Origin of the sequence: Nostoc parmelioides FACHB-3921, assembly GCF_014696625.1 — a bacterium.
In the GTDB taxonomy this organism is placed as follows: Bacteria; Cyanobacteriota; Cyanobacteriia; order Cyanobacteriales; family Nostocaceae; genus Trichormus; species Trichormus parmelioides.
Genome location: NZ_JACJQL010000092.1, coordinates 1 through 19,976 on the forward strand (window position 1 = coordinate 1; position 19,976 = coordinate 19,976).

Here is a 19,976-nt window from a genome sequence, read left to right on the forward strand (position 1 = left end):
CCTCTGGGTATGATTCTATTCTTTTTAAGGGGCTTGTCATTATTAATACTCGCTTTTCTAGCTCCTCTGTTTATTTTCCTATAAAATTTATTTTAAAGATAGGTCTATTGTGATAGCGAAAATGTCTGGCAATCACTGCAAGTAAAAAACAGGGATAATACTGAAAATTCTTCTTCGGCCGCTATACGTCGTGGCACCCCAATTAAAAAATGGTTCCGAACTTTTTCTAAAAAAAGGGGAGATAATTGGGATAAATTCCCCTCATTGCAAGGGAAAGAGAATCTTTCAGAAAAAGGCTTCAAATTGTATGTGGAAAAATACCTTTCTGCCTTAAGAGCTATCAAAGCCTAACTCTTAAACAGCACATACCGTAAAAGGTGAACCCTGGACTGGTTTTTCCTCTTCTAGGGATTTTGTGATTTTAGCCTCCCATGACACATCATCGTTACCTTTGTAGCGGGAAAATGGGAAGTTCAAAGGCGGGTGTTCTATCTTGCCACTCATGTGTGCAAGAATTGCTTTGCCAACTGCTTCTCCAAAACCAACAGGCACAGCATTCCCTATCTGCCGATATTGATCCATGAGGGAACCACATACGACCCAACTATCTGGAAACTGCTGGATGCGTTTATATTCCTGAATACTTAATGGGCGAAGATATTCCGGGTGACAGATATCAGTTGCTGGCATGGCAGGGGATGTCACTAAGGTACAGCTTGGCCTATCCCAAGACAAACGCCTAAGGAAACCAGTTTTTCCTCCCCCTGAATAATAGGATTTCCCTAATGCTTCCTTTTGCAATTCATCAGGGAGATGTTTCCAATACTGCCCTTCTTTTAACATTCTGTAATACTTTAACCTTCCTTCGGGGAACTCAATATACTCCGCGTCACTTTGATCCAGGTTTGTAATAGACTCACGTAGGGTTCTCCATTTATCAAGGCCAAAATCACCCATTTCTGAATGTGTGGGGCATAGATAAGGAACCTTGTCCTTTCCACGATGGCAGATCATGACTACTCTTTCCCTAATTTGGGGAACGCCATAATTTGCCGTGTTATATAAGTTGAAACTGATACTGTATCCGCCTTTACGAAGTTCATCCACAATATATTTCAAGGCACCACCTGGCATTTCTTCCCTCGATAAAGGGGCATTATCTTTACCCCTTTCTAAGTGCGGGCGGTGTAGCAACGGAGCGGAAAGGAGTCCTCTTACATTCTCGATGACAGCATATTTTGGGCGTATTTGTAAAATAAGTTCAATGTATTTCAGGAATATATTGCCCCTCTCGTCTTTGAAACCACGCCTTGCCCCTGCTGTAGAAAAAGCTTGGCAGGGAGGTCCACCTAACATAATGTCTACATCTTCTTTGGCTAGCTGGGCATGGTCTAAGATGTCCTGAGCGCTGTAAGACGCTATATCCCCCAAAAGTGCAATATCTGGCTTGTTTGCAACTATTGTTTGTCGGCAATACTTATCAACCTCACACGCAAGGAGGATTTCAATACCTGCTTTCTCAAAACCAAGATCAAGCCCCATAGCTCCTGAGAAAAAAGAGATGGCTTTGACTACTTGGTGATGATTTTCCTTGGTTCTCCTGTCTACAGGATAATTTTCCTTGGTTCGGTTGAGGTAATTTTCAACTGCCTCTGGCTCCAAAACCCATACTTTCCCTACTTGCTGTCCCTTTATATCACCACTACGCAATAGAGTACGAACTCTTTGCTCAGAAATACCTATTTTTAAGGCTGCTTCTTTTGTGGACAAATAGGGATTGGATTTCATTTCGCTAACGAAACTTTTTTCATACCATCATTAGCATTTATTAAGTGGCTATGTCAACGAACCACCGTTAAAAATGACTAGGGAATAAAAGAGTAAAAACCTACACCTATGAGCCATCCACCCATCATAAAATATCAAAGTGTGTTAATTTTTCGCTAATTTCTTCTAATGGTGATTCGGGTTCATCAGGAGAAAATTCTAAAGCCAGTCTCACTTTGCCTTTCTTCCATCCTTGAGCCGTAAATTTTAATACTTCACAATTTATACCTAAGGTATATAAATTTGCTTCAGGTGTGCCATCTGCTCCAATATATTCTTTAATCGCCGTAATCAAATCACGAACTTTAAAAGTTTTAGCAATATCTAATTTATTAAATGTATCCGGTGCTATGGATACTACTTCATCATGGTTTAGTCTTTCAAATCCATCTCCCATAAGAAACTCCTGTGGCTAAATCTATAGTTCCTTTCCACAGATATAATGCTTTATCCGCAATAAATCATGATTTTGTAGATTTAGTGACAACTAATATAAATATTTATACTCAGTTATTTAATAAGATAGATTCTCCTCTCCAAGAACGAAGAGGAGAACAACGGATAAGTTGTTTAAAAAAACCACCCGTAGGAATGTAAACCTTTACCCAAAAGATTGACACCAAGGTAACAAATCCAGACAACAACAAAGCCACTAGCGGCTAAAATTGCTGGACGACGACCTTGCCAACCACGGGTAATTCTGGCGTGGAGATAGGCAGCGAATACTAACCAAGTAATCAATGCCCAAGTTTCTTTAGGATCCCAACTCCAGTAAGAACCCCAGGCTTCATTTGCCCAAACTGCACCGGCAATGATCCCAATTGTCAACAGGGGAAATCCTAAACCAATGATGCGATAGCTGATATTGTCTAGGGTTTCGGCTAGGCTGAGGCGTTGGGGAGAGAGGGTTTCGGCAGGTGTTAAGGTTTTCGCTTGAGGGGTAGCGGCTAAGTTCAATACGGCTGTGTTACCGTTGCCGTTATTTTGGCTTTCCAAACGAGCAAAACCATTATTTTCTACTGGTGGTGTTGCTGGTTGAGAAATGATCTCACCAGCTTTCATCAAGCGATAGCTGTTGGTACGATAGCCACCGTTACCGACGGAACTGCCTTGTAACTGTATATTGTTACCACGAGTGATCACCAAGAAAGCGATCGCCAGTAATGAACCCACCATCAACGCCGAATAACTCAACATCATGACGCTGACGTGCATCATCAGCCAGTTTGACTTTAGTGCAGGTACTAAGGGTTCTGATACCTGCATATCTGATGGCAGTGTTAAGGTAGCAAAAGCCACAATCCCCATAGCCACAGGGGTGGTAAACACACCTACTAAACGACTGCGGCTAGAATTTTCAGCAATCAGATGAACAGTTGTAATTCCCCAAGAAAGGAAGAACAGCGACTCATACAAATTACTTAAAGGGAAATAACCAGCTTCGATCCAGCGTGCGCCCAGCAGGGTTGCTATGGACAAATTAGCGATCGCCATCCCAGCTGTTCCTAAAGCATTAATTGCTGGTAAACCGGGAAACGCTGCACCTATCCAATAAAGCAGCATTGTAAGGAATAAGACGGCAAAGGACGCGTTATCTAACCAGTTCTGGAGTGAAACCAGATTCATAAAATGTTCTCCGCAGTGGATTTTTGAAAATCATTTATCCTGACTTTTCTGATCCTATCTGCTCTAGGGAGTTCAAAATTCAAAATTCAAAATTCAAAATTAGAAATTTTTAGGCCTTAGGTATCTAGCATGGATTATGAAACCTAGTATTTTGCACTCTATACCTTGACTATGGATTGGGTATAGCAGCAGAATTATCAGCTTTTTTGAGTGTGAGAAAAATGTCGTAGCGGGTGCTGCGATTATCGCTAACCGCAGTTGTCACACCGATGGAACGCGTCGCAGCTAACAATGTTTGTTGCTTAGGTATCAGTCTTGGTAGGGGAAAGTTTTTTGCTGTCTGTTCCACATCCAAGTAAAACTGACCGTTTGTAGGATTAGGTTCTACTGGTACTGTTTGTTGAAATGCCAAACTGTTAGCCAGGGTGTTATTGGGTTTGGGAACAATTTTATCGGTAATGGGAGCGCCTATTGATAGGAAGAAAACGTCTCCATCCAACCAACCGTGGGTAGCCGTGAGAGTTCCATAGGGGCTAATCCAATTAGTGATGGGTTTACCTGCTACGGTTGCGGGTTGAATTTGGAATTGGTATTGATTTTTCATCACCTCATCTAGCTGTTTAATGGATGTTTCAGCTAGTTTGCGCCGGCTTTGACCATCGGAGGTATCATTTGCTTGGATCATTAACACCAAAGCCGCCCGAAAATCTTCCTGTGAACCCGGCTTAGGAGTACCTTGAATTAAGGATACAGCGAACTCTCCTCTCATCCACTTGAGTAAATCTCTTTCTAAGTCGAGATTTGTGAGTGATTTAACTCCACTCCGCAGTTGTTCTGGTGTTACTGGTGCTAGAGGATTACCTTGAGACGTTAAAACGTAGTCACTCCATAGGCGTTGTAAATCTCCCCCAGACAGCATCATAATGGTTTCTGCTGGTACACGATTTTGCATATTGCCAGCTTTGTTTGTCACAGCCAATACACGCTGACTACGAGGATTGAGCCATGAAACTCCTTTGATGCGTATTCCTTCTGGCTCTAAAGTTACAGTCCCGGCTAAACCTTGGTTATTTTGCAGTTGTGCTAGAACTTGTGCTGGTAAGCGACGATTGGGAGCAATGGCGGCTATTTTTGCAGCGTTGGGGACATTCACATAAAACTGAGCCAAAGGCTGATAACTAGCTACTTTCGGAAAGTTTTCTGCAAAACCGCCTGTTGTTGCTAAGGTTGTCTTATTTCTATAAGCGTCAATTGCTTTTTCTGTGACTTTAATATTGTCGGTAATGACGAGAAAGCGTTCATCTATTAAAGCTGCTGAAAAGTTTTCCCCCGTTTGTCCCTCACTTTGTTTGATAGTAATCCCTTGATAGGTGCTATCTTTCCACTGGGCTTGATTAGGGTTTTTTGGTTGAGCGAAAATACCTTTGGCTTTTTGTAGGTTTCTTACTGGTAAAACCATAACCATCGACTGTTGGCTATTTTTTGCCTCTGTATTAGTCGATACTGGTTTAATTGCTGATTTAACTACCTCAGGAGCTAAAATTGCTAAGGTCACTTCATCCCCTACCCAAGGTTGAATATCTTGCTCGAAGTTGTAACCTTGATTAGTCAGAAAGCGATCGCGTAATTGTAATAAATTTTGATTGACTATAGCTTGGCTTTCCTTTGTGCCAAATTTCTGCAATTTCTGCCATTGTTTAGGGTCTGTACTCAGAGAAACCGCAAATAAGGCATCTTGTGGAATAATATTTGCCCCTACTAACAAATTTCTCGAAAATGCTTCTCTCTGGCTCAATAACCAGTATCCGGCTGCACCGCCACCAACTAATAACCCGGCTGCGGAAAGTGTCAGCACCAAAGATGGTTTGTTTCTTTTCTTCATGGGAACAGACAAAATAGGCAGTGTCACGTCGCTTCGCTCCGAATTCAAAGTTCTTCTGGGAAAGTTTTGATCACCTATGGTGAGGCCTAAACTATTGGTGGAAAAATCCGCCCAAACTTTCCGCAAAATAAGAAATTAACAAATCTCCCATAAATGAAATTAGAGGCTTATAAGTAATTCAAAATGAAATAAATTAATCACACCAAGCATCCTGCTTTTATGGTTTTTTACGCTCTAAAAGCACTTTAGCTTATCCTTTTGTGCATCGGTCATTATACCCTACACCTCTCACTGGCAAATTAGCTACTAGCCCAGGTTATAACCTCACTACTACAACACAGGATAAATAAAATACTCATTCCTAATCAACAAAAGTAAAGTTAACGTTTTCTGTATTTTTAACGCAGTCAATTAGATTAACATCTTTGTATAAAATTTTCCCAAAATTTAAATATTTACACACCCAAACTCTTCCCTACACCCATTCTCTCAACCCTTTATTTTTCGTTTTTATGTGTAAGTCATAAATATAACTAACGACTAAAAGCCGCAAGATATCAGTATCTTGTTTGACATTTAATGTTTATAACCAGATACAAATCCCATATTGTATTAAATTTTAATTAATTTTTAAATTAAATAACTACAAATTCCCAAGTCATGTCAAAGCTTTTATACTTTGCCATTCCTAGAACTTAGTTGCATCGGCCCCAAGTATTTTGTTAAATACGGAGAAAAAACTTCATAAATCAAGGTTAAAGGTTGGCCGTGATGCCAAAACAGGTAATGGCGACCCCAGAAAGGCCCATCCACGCCAAACCCTGATTGCAAGGCCTCTGAATTTCCATAATAAATACCTCGCACATCTCGATACAACTCGGTGCGAAGACGAGCTAGACTTGCCCAAATCGGTAATGAACGGTTTTGCAAATACTCATCTACATGACTGGCTTCCCACCATGAGGTTGCATAGGCGAGTCTTTGGCCAGAGGCTGTACGTAGCCATACCTGTCGCCGCAGTCTTGGCGCTGGAACAGATTGGATTAAATCCGGCGCACTATCCAAATCCAGACCAATCAATGACATATCAATGACATCGACTTCTGTCGGCTCACCAGTAAGTAATTCTAAATGTCTTGTGGGTGAGCCATCACCTAATAGTAGTAGTTGCCACGCGGGAGCCAGCTGAGTGTGAGGCAAACTATGTTTAATTACTTCTTCCCCACCTTGCCAAATAGGAGTGAGGCGATGCCATCCGGCTGGCAGTGTTGAGTTGTTGCTTGGAGTAAAAGTAGCAGTCAATGTTCTTTACAAAAATTTACTTATTTATATAAAAGCACAAAAAATTAATTAGTTGTCAGTTGTCAGTTGTCAGTTGTCCGTTGTTATGGCTGTTGTCAGTAGTGTTAGGACATCAATAGATGATACAACCTAGACACAACAAGACTTTTTACCCAGTCCCCAGTCCCCAGCCATAGTTGTCCTTTGTTCCTCTTCCTCTCTTCCACCCAATAATTAGAAAGGTCAGGAGTCAAAAATTTATCACTTTTGACCACTGACCTTTCAAGATTGACTATAGTCACTAAAAAATGCGGATGGCGAGACTCGAACTCGCAAGGCAAAGCCACACGCACCTCAAGCGTGCGCGTATACCAATTCCGCCACATCCGCACGGGTTGTACAAGAAGATATACTAGCACAAAAAAATTGCACAAAACAAGGTAAAACTATATTTGCCAAACTTTATAGAAAATTTATTTTGCTAAATATACAAATTTCCCGAAGGAGGATACGAGACTAACAGAAATGGAGTATTGCCACAAGTGATATTAAAAGGGGTATGGGGGTTTTCTGCCCTTACACCCTTAAACCCTCACACCCTACCTCCATGAAAAATCTTGTTGGTAAGTCCGTTTCCTGCAATTTATTTAAAGATGAGCCTGGGGTATCTCCTGTCATAATTTGAGATGAAGCGATGCCTAAGGCGTGCTACGCCTACGCGCTAAAAGCAACTTGGATGGGAGACAATTTCTATCTACTGGTACTGATACTGATATCGAAAACTAGAAAATGAAGTTTGACAAAATATTAATTGCCAATCGGGGAGAAATAGCGCTGCGCATTCTCCGCGCCTGCGAGGAAATGGGGATTGCGACGATCGCAGTTCACTCGACTGTTGACCGGAATGCTCTTCATGTCCAACTTGCTGACGAAGCGGTTTGTATTGGCGAACCTGCTAGCGCTAAAAGTTATTTGAATATTCCCAATATTATTGCTGCGGCTTTAACGCGCAATGCCAGTGCTATTCATCCTGGGTATGGCTTTTTATCTGAAAATGCCAAATTTGCGGAAATTTGTGCTGACCATCATATTGCATTCATCGGCCCCACCCCAGAAGCTATCCGCCTCATGGGGGACAAATCCACCGCCAAGGAAACCATGCAAAAAGCTGGTGTACCGACAGTACCGGGTAGTGAAGGTTTGGTAGAGACAGAGCAAGAAGGATTAGAACTGGCGAAAGATATCGGCTACCCAGTGATGATCAAAGCCACGGCTGGTGGTGGCGGCCGGGGTATGCGACTGGTGCGATCGCCAGATGAATTTGTCAAACTTTTCTTAGCCGCCCAAGGTGAAGCAGGTGCAGCCTTTGGTAATGCTGGCGTTTATATTGAAAAATTTATTGAACGTCCGCGCCACATTGAATTTCAAATTTTGGCTGATAGTTACGGCAATGTGATTCACTTGGGCGAGAGGGATTGCTCAATTCAGCGCCGTAACCAAAAGTTACTGGAAGAAGCCCCCAGCCCAGCCCTGGACTCAGACCTACGGGAAAAAATGGGACAAGCGGCGGTGAAAGCGGCTCAGTTTATTAATTACACTGGGGCAGGTACTATCGAGTTTTTGTTAGATAGATCCGGTCAGTTTTACTTTATGGAAATGAACACCCGGATTCAAGTAGAACATCCCGTAACTGAGATGGTTACTGGAGTGGATTTATTAGTTGAGCAAATCAGAATTGCCCAAGGGGAAAGACTTAGACTAACTCAAGACCAAGTAGTTTTACGCGGTCATGCGATCGAATGTCGCATCAACGCCGAAGACCCAGACCACGATTTCCGCCCAGCCCCCGGACGCATTAGCGGTTATCTTCCCCCTGGCGGCCCTGGCGTGCGGATTGACTCCCACGTTTACACGGATTACCAAATTCCGCCCTACTATGATTCCTTAATTGGTAAATTGATCGTTTGGGGCCCCGATCGCGCTACTGCTATTAACCGCATGAAACGCGCTCTCAGAGAGTGCGCCATCACCGGATTACCTACAACCATTGGTTTTCATCAAAGAATTATGGAAAATCCGCAATTTTTGCAAGGTAACGTGTCTACTAGCTTTGTGCAGGAGATGAATAAATAGGGTAATGGGTAATGGGTAATAGAGTTTCAATCACCAATTACCAATTCCCTAACTCATCCGCGCCAACATCGTTAGTAATCCTTGCTGGCCTAGAAGAACTTCTCGCAGTAGGCTAAAAATACCAACACATACAATGGGGGTGATATCAACACCGCCGATAGGTGGGATGATTTTTCGCAAAGGAATGAGAAATGGTTCAGTGGGCCAAGCAATTAAGTTGAAGGGCAGACGGTTCAGATCGACTTGCGGATACCAAGTGAGAATGATGCGGAAAATAAACAGAAATGTCATCACTCCCAACACAGGGCCAAGAATCCAAACGCTCAGGTTAACACCAGTCATCGATCTAAGCTACTATTTTGTGAATTTACAAAAAACTGCCAGCAAAAGCTGAAAATTTTAAGCTTTGTAAAGCATTCTCTCTTCAATTTTAACTAAATGCGGCCACTTAATGACTGTGTATCGAAAGCAATTCGTGGGTGGATATGAATAATAATTAGTGGAAGACAGAGGGGCAGGGGAAGTAGGGGAACTATTGGCTACTGACAACTGACAACTGACCATTGACGATTGACTATTAACTATAGGCTTCTCAAGGAAGTAATACACCATTAGAATTATGATGAAGAGTGTAAAAAAAGGTTTAGATCCATGACGCCTTCTTTATCAAATTTTCTTTGGAGTTTGGCTTGGGGTACTTTAATTGTCGTTATCCCTGCTACTGTTGGTTTGATTTTCATCAGCCAAAAAGATAAAATCCAGCGTTCATAGTGTTTGGAGAGTTGTTTTGACTCTCGCAACTGTTTGTCTGTCAGCAGCCTGTATTCCACTGTAGGTAAAAATCCCTGTTATTGGAAGCAAGGTATACTAAGCTGGCAGACCCAAGCTTTTTTAGCTTTTGGTACATAGCTTCAGAGCTTCTTTGTCAGATGCTTTGAAGCTTAAATATTATATTGTGATTGTTTAGAGTAGTGATTTTAAGTGTGACTCGCTAACATAGATTTGATATTGGGAAAAGAACAATGCTAAATTTTGGGCTGAACTCAGCCAGTGTTCTGGCTCAGGTTAATTTTGGAACGAACTCAGCCAGTATTCTAGGAATTTTCCTGGCTGTGGCTGGGGCAGCGCTATATTTTCTCCGCACTGTGCGTCCAGAACTGTCAAGAGATCAGGATATATTTTTTGCAGCAGTGGGCTTACTGTGCGGTTTCATCCTTATTTTCCAAGGATGGCGGTTAGACCCGATTTTGCAATTTGGTCAGCTGCTTCTAGTCGGTACAACTGTATTTTTCGCAGTTGAAAGTATTCGTCTGCGGAGTATAGCTACTCAACAAGCGAAACGTAACACTCCAATTGTCGATGATGAGCGACCAGTCAGCAAAAATTATTCTTACAACCGACGGAAATATGAGGCTGAGGTAGAAGACGATTATGCTCCTTTACCTTACGAAGATGAGGAAGAGGAAGAACGTCCAGTACGTGCCAGAATCCGTCCCAGTCGAGAAGATCGTTCCTCTCGTGATAACTATTATGAGGAACAACCACCCCGCAAAGAGCGCCGTAACACCACTGAGAGACAGGAACCAACGGATAAACCACGCCGCCGTCCTACCAACCGCCCAACAACCCGAACTTCAGAAAGCTACGAACAAGAAGATTGGGGTTCTGCTTCTAGGCAAGTTGATGATTGGGAAAGTTCTAGTAGTGAAGTCAGAAAACCTTCTCGCCGGGGAAATAATAATCCTCGCCCAGAAGTAGATGAGGATGTGCAACCCAGACCGAGAAAGCGTCGTCCGCCTGCTGATACAAGTTCTTCCCGTAGAGAACGTCAAGATGATGAAGCTATCCCGACTGACTACGTACCGTACAAACCGATAGATCAGTCAGATGAAGATTCAGAGAACTCGACAAACTTTGATGATATCTAAAGCACTCTGGATGGATGTAAGCTTATAGGCGACGGAAACCAGTAAAGATTTGAGGTGAAAAAATTTACTTCTCAGTTCTGGCTCCAAAGACCAATTCATTGGAGCCTAATTTTTGGCTTGGCGAGTTTGCTTGGCTCTTGTGGTTCTGGTGATATCCCCCTTGGGCCAACTTCCCTCAATAGTCGCTTCGCAGAAGAGCAACCAGCCTTAAGTGGTAATGGTCGCTTTTTGGCGTTTATTTCTAATAGGAATGGTGCGCATCAGTTACTTGTGTATGATTTACAACAGCAAAGTTTTGTTCGCACACCAGGATTAAACCGACCGGAGACAATTACCGAAAGTCCCAGTTTGAGCTACACCGGACGGTATATTGTTTACATGACTAGCGACCAAGGTAGACCAGTAGTGGCTCTTTACGATCGCGCCATTCAACAATCGCAAATTATTACCCCTACCTATCGCGGTTGGGTGCGAAATCCGGGTATTAGTCCAGATGGACGTTATGTTGTCTTTGAAACTGCCGCCCGTGGACAATGGGATATCGAAGTCTTAGACAGGGGGCCGAATATTGAGTTAGATATTCCCAATGGGGCAGCAGTGAATCAGCCATCATAAGAGGGGGAGCAAAGGCGAAAGAAACTGATAATCCTTATCCTGGCTCGAAAGTGAATCATTGAAGTTTTATAATTCCCTGAGTTTTCAAGCTGTGATCTGAAAATTAAATTTGGGAAAGATGAAACTAGGTGTTTCATTTTTTCCAATATCTATGATAAGAAACTCTTATGATCTGCCCAATTCTTCAGATTTGCCAGATTGTCACAACCAGCTACGCCTGGCAGGACAGTACCAGAAAATATTGATGAGAATCCTGGCTAAAATTCGTTCATCGATAAATATAGAATCTCTGTGCCGGACTTCTTGTCAAGATATTTGTGGGCAATTGCAGATTGAGCGATTAGCTATTTACCGCTTCAACAGTGATTGGAGTGGTAGTTTTATAAATCGTTTTGGTTTTGCAGAATCACCTTGGGATAAACTCACTGCTTTTGGACAGGACTTGGTGTGGCAAGATTCTCATTTGCAAGAAACTCAAGGGGGGCGATACCGGAAAAATGAGCCGTTTGCTACGGCTGATATTTACGATGCGGGACACTCTCGTTGTCATATTGAGGTGTTAGAACAATTTCAGATTCGAGCGTATGCGATCGCACCGATTTTCGTTGGTACAAAACTGTGGGGTCTACTAGCAGCCTATCAGCATTCTGCACCTCGACAATGGCATCATAACGAGGTGGAATTTATCTCGCAAGCCGCAAGCTATCTCGGTGTGGCAATGCAGCAGGAAGAAATCATCAAGGAAGGCAAACAACGTACAGTAGAACTGCAAGATGCTATTGCCAGGCAACGAGCTTTGATGGAAGTAGTCGGCAATATTCGATCATCTATCAATACGGAGATTATTTTAGACACCGCCTGTCAGGAATTGTGCAAACTCCTAAAGCTAGAACGGGCAGCAGTTTATCGCTTTAATGAAGATTGGAGCGGTGAATTTGTCAGTCAATTTGGGACAGTAGAAGCACAGTGGCACAGAATCAGCCCCTTTGGCAAAAATCTGGTTTGGGAGGATACCCACCTCCAAGAAACCAAAGGTGGACGCTATCGCAATAACGAAACTTTTGCGGTCAATGATATCTACCAAGCTGGACATACACGCTGTCATATTGACATTCTGGAGCAATTCAAGATTCATGCCTATGCTTTAGCACCGATTTTCATCGGTAAAAAACTGTGGGGACTCGTAGCAGCTTATCAACACACTGGCCCACGACAATGGGCAAATTATGAAGTGGAGTTTCTCGGACAGGTGGGGGCGCAATTAGGGGTGGCAATTCAGCAAGCAGAGAATTTAACCCAATCGAAACAACAGGCAGATGCTCTGCAAAATGCGATCGCTCGGCAACGCACCCTCACAGAAGTAGTGGGAAAAATTCGCTCTTCCCTAGATATTAATTTAATCTTAAAAACAACTTGTCAAGAAGTATGTAAAATGCTGAGGGTTGAGCGGGTAGGAGTTTACCGCTTTAATCCTGACTGGAGTGGTGAATTCGTCAGTAATTTCGGTATAATGGAGGCGCAGTGGGACAGCATTAACCCCTTTGGTAAAAATCTGGTTTGGGAAGATACCCACCTCCAAGAAACCAAAGGGGGACGCTATCGCAACAACGAAAATTTTGCAGTTAACGACATTTACCAAGTCGGACACTCACGCTGTCACTTAGATATTTTGGAGCAGTTTAAGATTCGAGCTTATGCCTTAACCCCTATTTTTGTCGGACGCAATTTGTGGGGATTACTGGCGGCATATCAACATTCTGCACCGCGCCAGTGGGATATTGTAGAAGTAGAATTTTTGGGACAAGTAGCTAGTCAACTAGGCGTGGCGCTGCAAAGTTCTCAAATGATGAGCCAAATTCAAACCCGTGCTGATGAACTGCAAAAATCGGCTGAACAGCGCCGAATTTTATTTGATTTGGTCGTCAAAATTCGAGAATCTTTAGATTTAGAGGCAACTTTGAAAAACACTGTCCAGGAAGTGAGGCGATCGCTGCAAGCAGATCGAGTCGGCATTTTTCGCTTTGATTCTGATCAGGGTTTTTGTAGTGGTGAATTTATTGCTGAAGATGTGTTGCCCAAGTTTGATTCTGCCCTAGCTGTGAAGGTGCAGGACTATTGCTTTGGCGACCATTATGCACCTCAATATCGCCAAGGGCAAGTACAAGTAATTTCCGATGTCAATAGTGTTGGCTCTAAAGTACCCCATCTGGATGTGATTGAGCAATTCCAAGTCAAAGCTCAGATTATTGTGCCATTGATGGAAGGTGATAATCTGTGGGGATTATTGTGTATTCACCAATGCACTCATCCACGTCATTGGGAAGAAGACGAATTGGAGTTTGTCACTCAAATAGCAGCTCAACTCAGTGTAGCCCTACATCAAGCTAACTTGTTTCAACAATCGAGTTTGCTTGGTGAGACTCGTGCAGAAGCAGATCAACTCGCCCAGACACTCAAGGAACTCCGCACTGCCCAGATGCAAATTATCCACGCTGAAAAAATGGCCAGTTTGGGGCAGTTGGTAGCAGGGGTTGCCCACGAGATTAATAACCCAATTAATTTTATCCACGGCAACTTAGAACACGCCCATCAATATACCCAAGAGTTGCTGCGTTATGTGAAACTTTATCAGCATTATTACCCCAATGCAGAACCGGAAATACAAGAGTTTTTCCAGCAAGCCGAAATCGAGTTTTTATTTGAGGACTTACCTAACTTATTCCAGTCAATGCAGGTAGGTACTCAGCGCATTCAGGAAATTGTCACCTCTTTACGTAGCTTCTCACGCCTAGACGAAGCTGACTTAAAAACAGCAAATATTCATGAATGTATCGACAGCACTTTGATGATTTTACAACATCGCTTAAAGCCCTCAGCTGATAGCCACGCCATTCATGTGACCAAGGACTATGATAATTTACCTCTCATAGAGTGCTATCCCGGTCAGTTAAACCAGGTATTTATGAATTTGCTGTCTAATGCCATTGATGCCTTAGAAGAACGGGAAGCAAAGCTATCTCCTGAAGTAATTGCCGCACATCCTAGCGAAATCCGCATTTATACATCTCTACTGAATAAAAACTGGATGAGTATTCGGATTAGCGATAATGGACTCGGCATTGATGAGCAGATCATCCCCAGATTGTTCGATCCATTTTTTACTACTAAGATGGTCGGTAAAGGTACTGGACTGGGACTGTCGATCAGCTATCAGATTGTCACAGATAAACACAAAGGCAAGATTTACTGCCAATCAGAACCGGGTAAAGGTACAGAGTTTGTGGTTGAATTACCAATTCTTCAGGCAAAAATTAATTCATCAATCACGAACGTCTGAAAATGTCTTGGATTTTGAATTGTTAACACTGGAGTTTAGACTAAAGACAAGCGATAGGAAAATAATACGCCTGACGAATGATTAAACGTATTTTTATATTTGCTTGTACAACCTTATTGGGTGGATGTTTTGGTTATCCTCGGTTGGTGAGTTACCCTTTTGATCCAGGGGGTAGGAGTATTAACAGTCTTGCTTCGGAACTTAATCCCCAAAGTTCGGGAAGATACATTGTGTTTACCAGCGATCGCCGGGGCAGCCAGGATGTATATATGTTTGATACGCTGACTCAAAATTTGGTAGATTTGTCGGGATTAAATGCTTTAGATACGATCGCCTCTCATCCCAGTGTTTCGGAGGATGGTCGTTATGTGGTGTTTGCTGCTAGTCGTCAAGGGCGATCAGCTATTTTTATTTATGACAGAGAAACACGACAATCACGCAGTTTGACAAATAATTTACAAGCAGAAGTCCGCAACCCAACCATTAGCGCTGATGGTAGTGCGATCGCTTTTGAGTCTAGTAATAATGGCCAGTGGGATATTTTAGTCTATAACCGTTCTGGGCAACCCTTAAATGTGCCGCAAGATCCGCGATGATGTGAGGGGGTGGTGAGTGGTAAAAAAATCCCTACTCCCTATGTTTTTGAGGGTGTAGGGGAGAAATTTTTGAATTTTGAATTTTGTAGCTTTAGCTTCCCGTAGGGTATTTTGAATTGATTACTCCTTTTGTATGGATTCAATGAGCGATCGCACTTGGGCTGTCCCTTCGGATGGTTCAAAGGATAGAGGAAATTTACCTTTGGCAATCATTCGTAAACCCAGGGGAGCGAGGCTGAGTAATCCTCTAAGGTCTTTTAAATAGTTACCGACTACTTGTAAGCCAAATTGCCGTTCGTCAATCCAGCCACCTTCTTTGACTAGCTCTACTAATACTTTGCGGTGGCGAATTGAGCGGCTATCGCTGGCTTGTTTTTGGCTGAGGAGTTCCTGCTTGATTTTGGTGATTTGCTCTAATGGGGCTACTTCCATTGGGCAAACTGAATCGCAGTAAAGACAACGAGTACAACCCCAAACGCCTTTAGTGCCTTCGTTGTAGTTTTCTAAGCGTTGGGCTGTGTCAGTATCGCGGGAGTCTGCAACCATGCGGTAGGCTTTAGCTAAAGCGTGGGGGCCGACGAAGTCGGGGTTGACTTCACGGGCGTTGCATTCTGAGTAGCAAGCACCGCACATAATACAATTACCAGTTTGATCGAGGCGCGATCGCTCATCTGGTGTTTGTAAAAATTCTCGTTCTGGTACTTGTCGCGCTGCTGTGCTGACGTAGGGCGCAACTGCTTCTAGATTATTCCAGAAACTATTCATATCTACGACTAAATCCTTAATGACTGGCATATTGCCTAAAGGAGCGATCGTCATTTCTGGAATGCTACTTGCTTGATTTGCTGAAGATGATATTTTTTGTAATCTAGCAAGTTCACTACCTACATTTTCCTTACAAGCTAGAGCTGAACGACCATTAATTCGTATGGCACAACTACCACAAATAGTATTGCGGCAATTTTTACGAAATGCTAGTGTTCCGTCTTGCTCCCACTTAATACGATTAAGACAATCCAAGATGGTATTACCAGGGTCTGTCTCTATAAGGTAATTCTGCACAATAGGAGCAGAATTTTGTTGTTGACGAATGATTTTAAATAGAACTTCCATTGCTACCAACCAAAGTCTTAAAATTATCTCACCAACCTGGAAAATTTTGGTTCGAGGCTGGTGTTTGCAAAAATAGCCTAGTGTTAAGAGCTAGTCAGTCAACGAGCGACTGATTCTAGTTCCAGCATAACCATTAAAATTTTAATTGCAGCAATGCCATAAATGAGATTTGAGAGGTGGTCGCAGCTTTAATGGAAAAAAAGTTAATTCTATGCTTTTGATTGAATTTGCTGATTTTTTCAAATCACTAAGGTCGTTTCACTACAAATGAGCTTCAGCTTCATCTAGCTTGAAAGAGGGTGTAGGGGTATAAGGGTATATGGGTGCAGGGGAAAGATATCTTTCATCTATGACTGTGAAATTTTTTCATCGGGACTGCCTTACCCATCAAATATCCAAAGTTAAGGCTTTAATGATTCTTGATAATTCTTGATGTCAAGATATGCAAGAGCGTTACATGAAAAAATCTTAACTTAGAATAGCGATAATGAAGCGCTTACACAACAATAGTTAAAGTTTCCTTGTCCGATTGAGAGACTTTTACTAAGCACTAGTAGCTATCATCCGGTGTTTTTAACTTAGTCGTTCATGAACTTAGTAGATAGCTAAGGAGCAAAATCCCTCTTCCCTAGACCCTAACCTCTAACTTCTTTTCCACCGATAGGAAGCTGATTTGATTGGTGAAGAAATTTAAGTATCATAGGGTGGGCGATGTCTACCAAAACCATGCTAATGTGGGCAATGCCCACACGACGCAAATTTCAAAAATCAAGTGTAAATCCTATAGATCCCTAATTTGATTAGCTTGTACAACAAAGCAGAAAAATTTTTGCATACTCCCCACTGGTTACTACCGACTTTCATAATCCTCACTAAAAGTTCATTTTTTGTTTGTATATAAGCGTTAAAGCTGAGAATACACATCTAATAGTGGCAAGAAAATGCTAGATAGATGTAGAGAGATTTATTCTTCCCATAGACAGACGTAAAGAAAACACAATAATTTTTGTCTGGTGAGAATAAACTAGGACTTTCATTCTCTTAGCTTTTAGTCTCATCTCAATCGAGTGAATCTCAGAATATAACTCACTCGTCAAAACTACTCATCTGAATTTAGATTAATTTTTATAAAAGCCATAGTGCAATCATCACTCTAGCTTATAAAGCAGAAAGAAAATCGTTCCTGCTTTCTATTTTCATTAGCTTGGGCTTTTAGCTGAAAATTTATCTGCAAGTTAGATTTAAAAATAAACAACTATTTTGCTATTATTAGTCCATGCTAGTATTTAATATAAAATTACGAAGTTACAAAACCAGAATCAACAGCTGTATAACTGTTGCTACTACTGCTTGGTTTCTTCGTAATGTGGAGACATGAAATTTCTCGTCTCTACAAGCAGGACACAGCAAAAAAGGGTGTATGTCCAAACCATATTCAAATACCATGCTGTCTGAAGCTGAAGAGTAAACATAGGGAAAACCTTACTACTCAAAAGCAACAAAGGCAAGCACTAAAAGTGGATAACCTGCAATTTCTTTGGTCTACGACTAGTTTGTAGTAGAACCTGCACAACTTGTTAAGGTGGCGCAAATTTACACCTCTACAGTAGTGCCAAAAGAGAAAAAAACTGCATTTCCAATGGCGAATGATGGTTAAAAATGCCGTAAAATCACTGAAATTAGTGCCTGTGAAACTCATGACCTCTTAATCTGTTGTGATTAAACGCAATAGAGGCATTTGAGGCTAATATCAGCAGGAATTCACCCTTGATTTTTACAGTCTCCAGTAACTTTATGCAGATGCTAAAAAGTCAAATACTGGCATGAGACGACATAGTTTATCAGTTTGGAGAAAGTAAGGAAATTTTGAGCGTAATGACTGAAACTGCAACCGCGCCTTTAACTGGAAAAGCACTGCTAGCTAAGGTAAAAGAACTTTCTACTCTACCACGACGAGAAAGAGCTAAACAGTGCGGTTACTATACCGTTACTAAGAATAACCAAGTCCGGGTTAATCTCACAGATTTCTACGATGCTTTGCTATCGGCTAGAGGTATTCCTCTTAGCCCAGAAGCACCAAAAGATGGTCGTGGTCGTGAACCGACATATCGAGTCAGCGTTCATCAAAATGGTCAAATTGTGATTGGTGCTACTTACACCAAAGCAATGGGATTAAAACCAGGTGATGAATTTGAAATTAGATTGGGATACAAACACATTCACTTGATTCAACTCGGTGAAAGCGATAAAAAGCTCTCCCCAGATTTAGACATCGACGAATCTGATGAAGATGAAGAGTAAATTCTCTCAGGGGTGATAAGTTAAAGTGATGACTTTTAACGTGTCCCCAATGCCATAAGAACCTGGTAAGCTGTCAGGCGTTTAACTTGCACATATTTTCATGTTGGCTGTTGACAGTTGACAGTTAACCGTCAACTGTCAATGAACTATACAAGTGACTATGTGGTTTAAAAGCGCAATAGCTGATCACTGATTAAATAATTTTATCTAACGCAAAAATACGATTTATTCCTTGCAGAAGTGACTACTCTTAGTAGAGGCTTGATTTATAAGCCAAAAATTTATTCTGCAAATAGTCTACTGTGATTTTTGTGTTGAATTTGACAATTGTCTTTACGCCATCAATCAGCAATCTGCTGGCATTTATGAAAAATGCCCCGGCGATAACTGTTGTGATGGCGTTTTTTATCGCTTGGTTGGTGTGCTGGTTACCAATTGCGGCAGTGTCATTGAAATTACTTAATTGGCAACCAATCAAACCGTTACAACCAGAGCAGAAATTACCGTTGATGCTCTCGCTCTACTTATTAGCACCTCTAATGCTTTGGGGCGTGATTTGGTTAACTAATAGCTCTTGGGCAAATTATGGGATTGTTGGTAATTTTGCCTTGTTGAGTTCCTTAGCACTAGGCCTTGGTTTAGGAGTTTTAAGTATAGCTATTTTATTTACCTGTCAATTGTGGTTGGGCTGGTGCTATTTTAAAGAATCAAATATCAAGCAAATAGCATCTATCTCATTACCTATCTTTTTGATAGCGTTATTGGTGGGAGGAATAGAAGAATTAGTTTTTCGTGGTTTCCTGTTAACAGAATTAGAAAGAGACTATTCAATATGGGCAGCAGGAATACTTTCTAGCTTGATTTTTGCTCTTTTACACTTAGTTTGGGAACAACGAGAAACTGTACCTCAACTACCAGGGCTATGGTTACTAGGAATGATGTTGGTGTTGGCAAGGATCAGCGATCGCGGTAACCTGGGTATAGCTTGGGGATTACATTCGGCTTTAGTGTGGGCGATCGCTACTATAGATACAGCCCAATTAGTTACTTACACAGATAAAGTCTCCGATTTTTGGACTGGGAAAAACAAAAAACCTCTGGCTGGGATAGCAGGGATTATTTGTGTTTTAGGAACTAGCTTAATACTTTGGTTCTGTTCTCAATACTTCTTTACTTAAACACTAGATGTTTTACACCTGTATAAATAGCGAAAATTGAAATTAATAGGACTTACGCATTGACAAAAAATTTCATTCATGTGTACTAAGCAACACAAGTATGGGTAAGATTTTCTACAATGTAATCACGCAAAACTAAAGTGAATAAGTTCCTTTGCA

15 protein-coding genes, 1 tRNA gene and 1 pseudogene are annotated in these 19,976 nt (G+C 41.8%); 9 read left to right on the forward strand and 8 right to left on the reverse strand.

Annotation, left to right across the window (positions count from 1 at the left end):
* Positions 1–114: 114 nt before the first annotated feature.
* A pseudogene (locus H6G14_RS29900) lies at positions 115–351 on the forward strand (SinI family restriction endonuclease); the annotation flags it as partial.
* Positions 352–354: 3 nt separating this feature from the next.
* Here the strand turns inward: H6G14_RS29900 and H6G14_RS29905 are convergent.
* The 6 genes from H6G14_RS29905 to H6G14_RS29930 form a co-directional block, all read right to left on the reverse strand.
* The gene (locus H6G14_RS29905) at positions 355–1,788 is read right to left on the reverse strand and encodes a DNA cytosine methyltransferase (protein ID WP_190572222.1); all 1,434 of its coding nucleotides are present in this window, start codon (positions 1,786–1,788) and stop codon (positions 355–357) included.
* 124 nt (positions 1,789–1,912) lie between these two features.
* On the reverse strand, positions 1,913–2,224 hold the full coding sequence (locus H6G14_RS29910) for a KGK domain-containing protein (RefSeq protein ID WP_190572224.1): 312 nt from the start codon (positions 2,222–2,224) through the stop codon (positions 1,913–1,915).
* Positions 2,225–2,397: 173 nt separating this feature from the next.
* The gene (gene ccsB, locus H6G14_RS29915; protein WP_190572227.1) at positions 2,398–3,453 is read right to left on the reverse strand and encodes a c-type cytochrome biogenesis protein CcsB; all 1,056 of its coding nucleotides are present in this window, start codon (positions 3,451–3,453) and stop codon (positions 2,398–2,400) included.
* Positions 3,454–3,622: 169 nt separating this feature from the next.
* A complete protein-coding gene (locus tag H6G14_RS29920; RefSeq protein ID WP_190572229.1) occupies positions 3,623–5,362 on the reverse strand; it encodes a DUF3352 domain-containing protein in 1,740 nt (579 codons plus the stop codon).
* Positions 5,363–6,007: 645 nt separating this feature from the next.
* Positions 6,008–6,637 (reverse strand): chorismate lyase, encoded by a 630-nt coding sequence (locus tag H6G14_RS29925; protein WP_190572231.1) that lies wholly within the window; start codon positions 6,635–6,637, stop codon positions 6,008–6,010.
* 288 nt (positions 6,638–6,925) lie between these two features.
* A tRNA-Leu gene (locus H6G14_RS29930) sits at positions 6,926–7,006 on the reverse strand.
* 399 nt (positions 7,007–7,405) lie between these two features.
* Between H6G14_RS29930 and accC the strand changes: the two genes are divergently transcribed.
* Positions 7,406–8,749, forward strand: a complete 1,344-nt coding sequence (gene accC / locus H6G14_RS29935) for an acetyl-CoA carboxylase biotin carboxylase subunit (RefSeq protein ID WP_190572233.1) — start codon at positions 7,406–7,408, stop codon at positions 8,747–8,749.
* A gap of 48 nt (positions 8,750–8,797) precedes the next feature.
* Here accC and H6G14_RS29940 read toward each other — a convergent pair whose 3' ends face one another.
* Positions 8,798–9,091, reverse strand: a complete 294-nt coding sequence (locus tag H6G14_RS29940; protein ID WP_010995114.1) for a YggT family protein — start codon at positions 9,089–9,091, stop codon at positions 8,798–8,800.
* 309 nt (positions 9,092–9,400) lie between these two features.
* Between H6G14_RS29940 and psbX the strand changes: the two genes are divergently transcribed.
* The 5 genes from psbX to H6G14_RS29965 all read left to right on the forward strand — a co-directional run bounded on the left by psbX (position 9,401) and on the right by H6G14_RS29965 (position 15,225).
* A complete protein-coding gene (psbX, locus tag H6G14_RS29945; protein ID WP_010995115.1) occupies positions 9,401–9,520 on the forward strand; it encodes a photosystem II reaction center X protein in 120 nt (39 codons plus the stop codon).
* A 251-nt stretch (positions 9,521–9,771) separates the two neighbouring features.
* On the forward strand, positions 9,772–10,677 hold the full coding sequence (locus H6G14_RS29950) for a Ycf66 family protein (RefSeq protein ID WP_190572235.1): 906 nt from the start codon (positions 9,772–9,774) through the stop codon (positions 10,675–10,677).
* A gap of 54 nt (positions 10,678–10,731) precedes the next feature.
* Positions 10,732–11,292, forward strand: coding sequence for a PD40 domain-containing protein (locus H6G14_RS29955; RefSeq protein ID WP_190572237.1), 561 nt, complete (start codon positions 10,732–10,734; stop codon positions 11,290–11,292).
* A 151-nt stretch (positions 11,293–11,443) separates the two neighbouring features.
* Entirely contained in the window at positions 11,444–14,629 is a 3,186-nt protein-coding gene (locus tag H6G14_RS29960) for a GAF domain-containing sensor histidine kinase (protein WP_190572239.1), read from the forward strand.
* Between the two features lie 77 nt (positions 14,630–14,706).
* Positions 14,707–15,225 carry a TolB family protein gene (locus H6G14_RS29965; protein WP_190572241.1) on the forward strand — a complete coding sequence of 173 codons (519 nt, stop codon included), beginning with the start codon at positions 14,707–14,709 and terminating at the stop codon, positions 15,223–15,225.
* 120 nt (positions 15,226–15,345) lie between these two features.
* Here H6G14_RS29965 and H6G14_RS29970 read toward each other — a convergent pair whose 3' ends face one another.
* The gene (locus H6G14_RS29970) at positions 15,346–16,338 is read right to left on the reverse strand and encodes a succinate dehydrogenase/fumarate reductase iron-sulfur subunit (protein ID WP_190572243.1); all 993 of its coding nucleotides are present in this window, start codon (positions 16,336–16,338) and stop codon (positions 15,346–15,348) included.
* A 1,875-nt stretch (positions 16,339–18,213) separates the two neighbouring features.
* Between H6G14_RS29970 and H6G14_RS29975 the strand changes: the two genes are divergently transcribed.
* Together H6G14_RS29975 and H6G14_RS29980 are read left to right on the forward strand one after the other, a co-directional pair.
* Positions 18,214–18,639 (forward strand): AbrB family transcriptional regulator, encoded by a 426-nt coding sequence (locus H6G14_RS29975; protein WP_190572247.1) that lies wholly within the window; start codon positions 18,214–18,216, stop codon positions 18,637–18,639.
* A 365-nt stretch (positions 18,640–19,004) separates the two neighbouring features.
* The gene (locus H6G14_RS29980; RefSeq protein ID WP_190572249.1) at positions 19,005–19,817 is read left to right on the forward strand and encodes a CPBP family intramembrane glutamic endopeptidase; all 813 of its coding nucleotides are present in this window, start codon (positions 19,005–19,007) and stop codon (positions 19,815–19,817) included.
* The last annotated feature ends 159 nt before the right edge of the window (positions 19,818–19,976 follow it).

Excerpts from the sequence above, each read along its gene's own strand:
- accC (WP_190572233.1), top strand. The coding sequence starts at position 7,406 with ATGAAGTTTGACAAAATATTAATTGCCAATCGGGGAGAAATAGCGCTG.
- H6G14_RS29960 (WP_190572239.1), top strand. The coding sequence starts at position 11,444 with ATGATAAGAAACTCTTATGATCTGCCCAATTCTTCAGATTTGCCAGAT.
- psbX (WP_010995115.1), top strand. The coding sequence starts at position 9,401 with ATGACGCCTTCTTTATCAAATTTTCTTTGGAGTTTGGCTTGGGGTACT.
- ccsB (WP_190572227.1), bottom strand. The coding sequence starts at position 3,453 with ATGAATCTGGTTTCACTCCAGAACTGGTTAGATAACGCGTCCTTTGCC.
- H6G14_RS29975 (WP_190572247.1), top strand. The coding sequence starts at position 18,214 with ATGACTGAAACTGCAACCGCGCCTTTAACTGGAAAAGCACTGCTAGCT.
- H6G14_RS29950 (WP_190572235.1), top strand. The coding sequence starts at position 9,772 with ATGCTAAATTTTGGGCTGAACTCAGCCAGTGTTCTGGCTCAGGTTAAT.
- H6G14_RS29980 (WP_190572249.1), top strand. The coding sequence starts at position 19,005 with ATGAAAAATGCCCCGGCGATAACTGTTGTGATGGCGTTTTTTATCGCT.
- H6G14_RS29970 (WP_190572243.1), bottom strand. The coding sequence starts at position 16,338 with ATGGAAGTTCTATTTAAAATCATTCGTCAACAACAAAATTCTGCTCCT.
- H6G14_RS29940 (WP_010995114.1), bottom strand. The coding sequence starts at position 9,091 with ATGACTGGTGTTAACCTGAGCGTTTGGATTCTTGGCCCTGTGTTGGGA.
- H6G14_RS29905 (WP_190572222.1), bottom strand. The coding sequence starts at position 1,788 with ATGAAATCCAATCCCTATTTGTCCACAAAAGAAGCAGCCTTAAAAATA.
- H6G14_RS29965 (WP_190572241.1), top strand. The coding sequence starts at position 14,707 with ATGATTAAACGTATTTTTATATTTGCTTGTACAACCTTATTGGGTGGA.
- H6G14_RS29910 (WP_190572224.1), bottom strand. The coding sequence starts at position 2,224 with ATGGGAGATGGATTTGAAAGACTAAACCATGATGAAGTAGTATCCATA.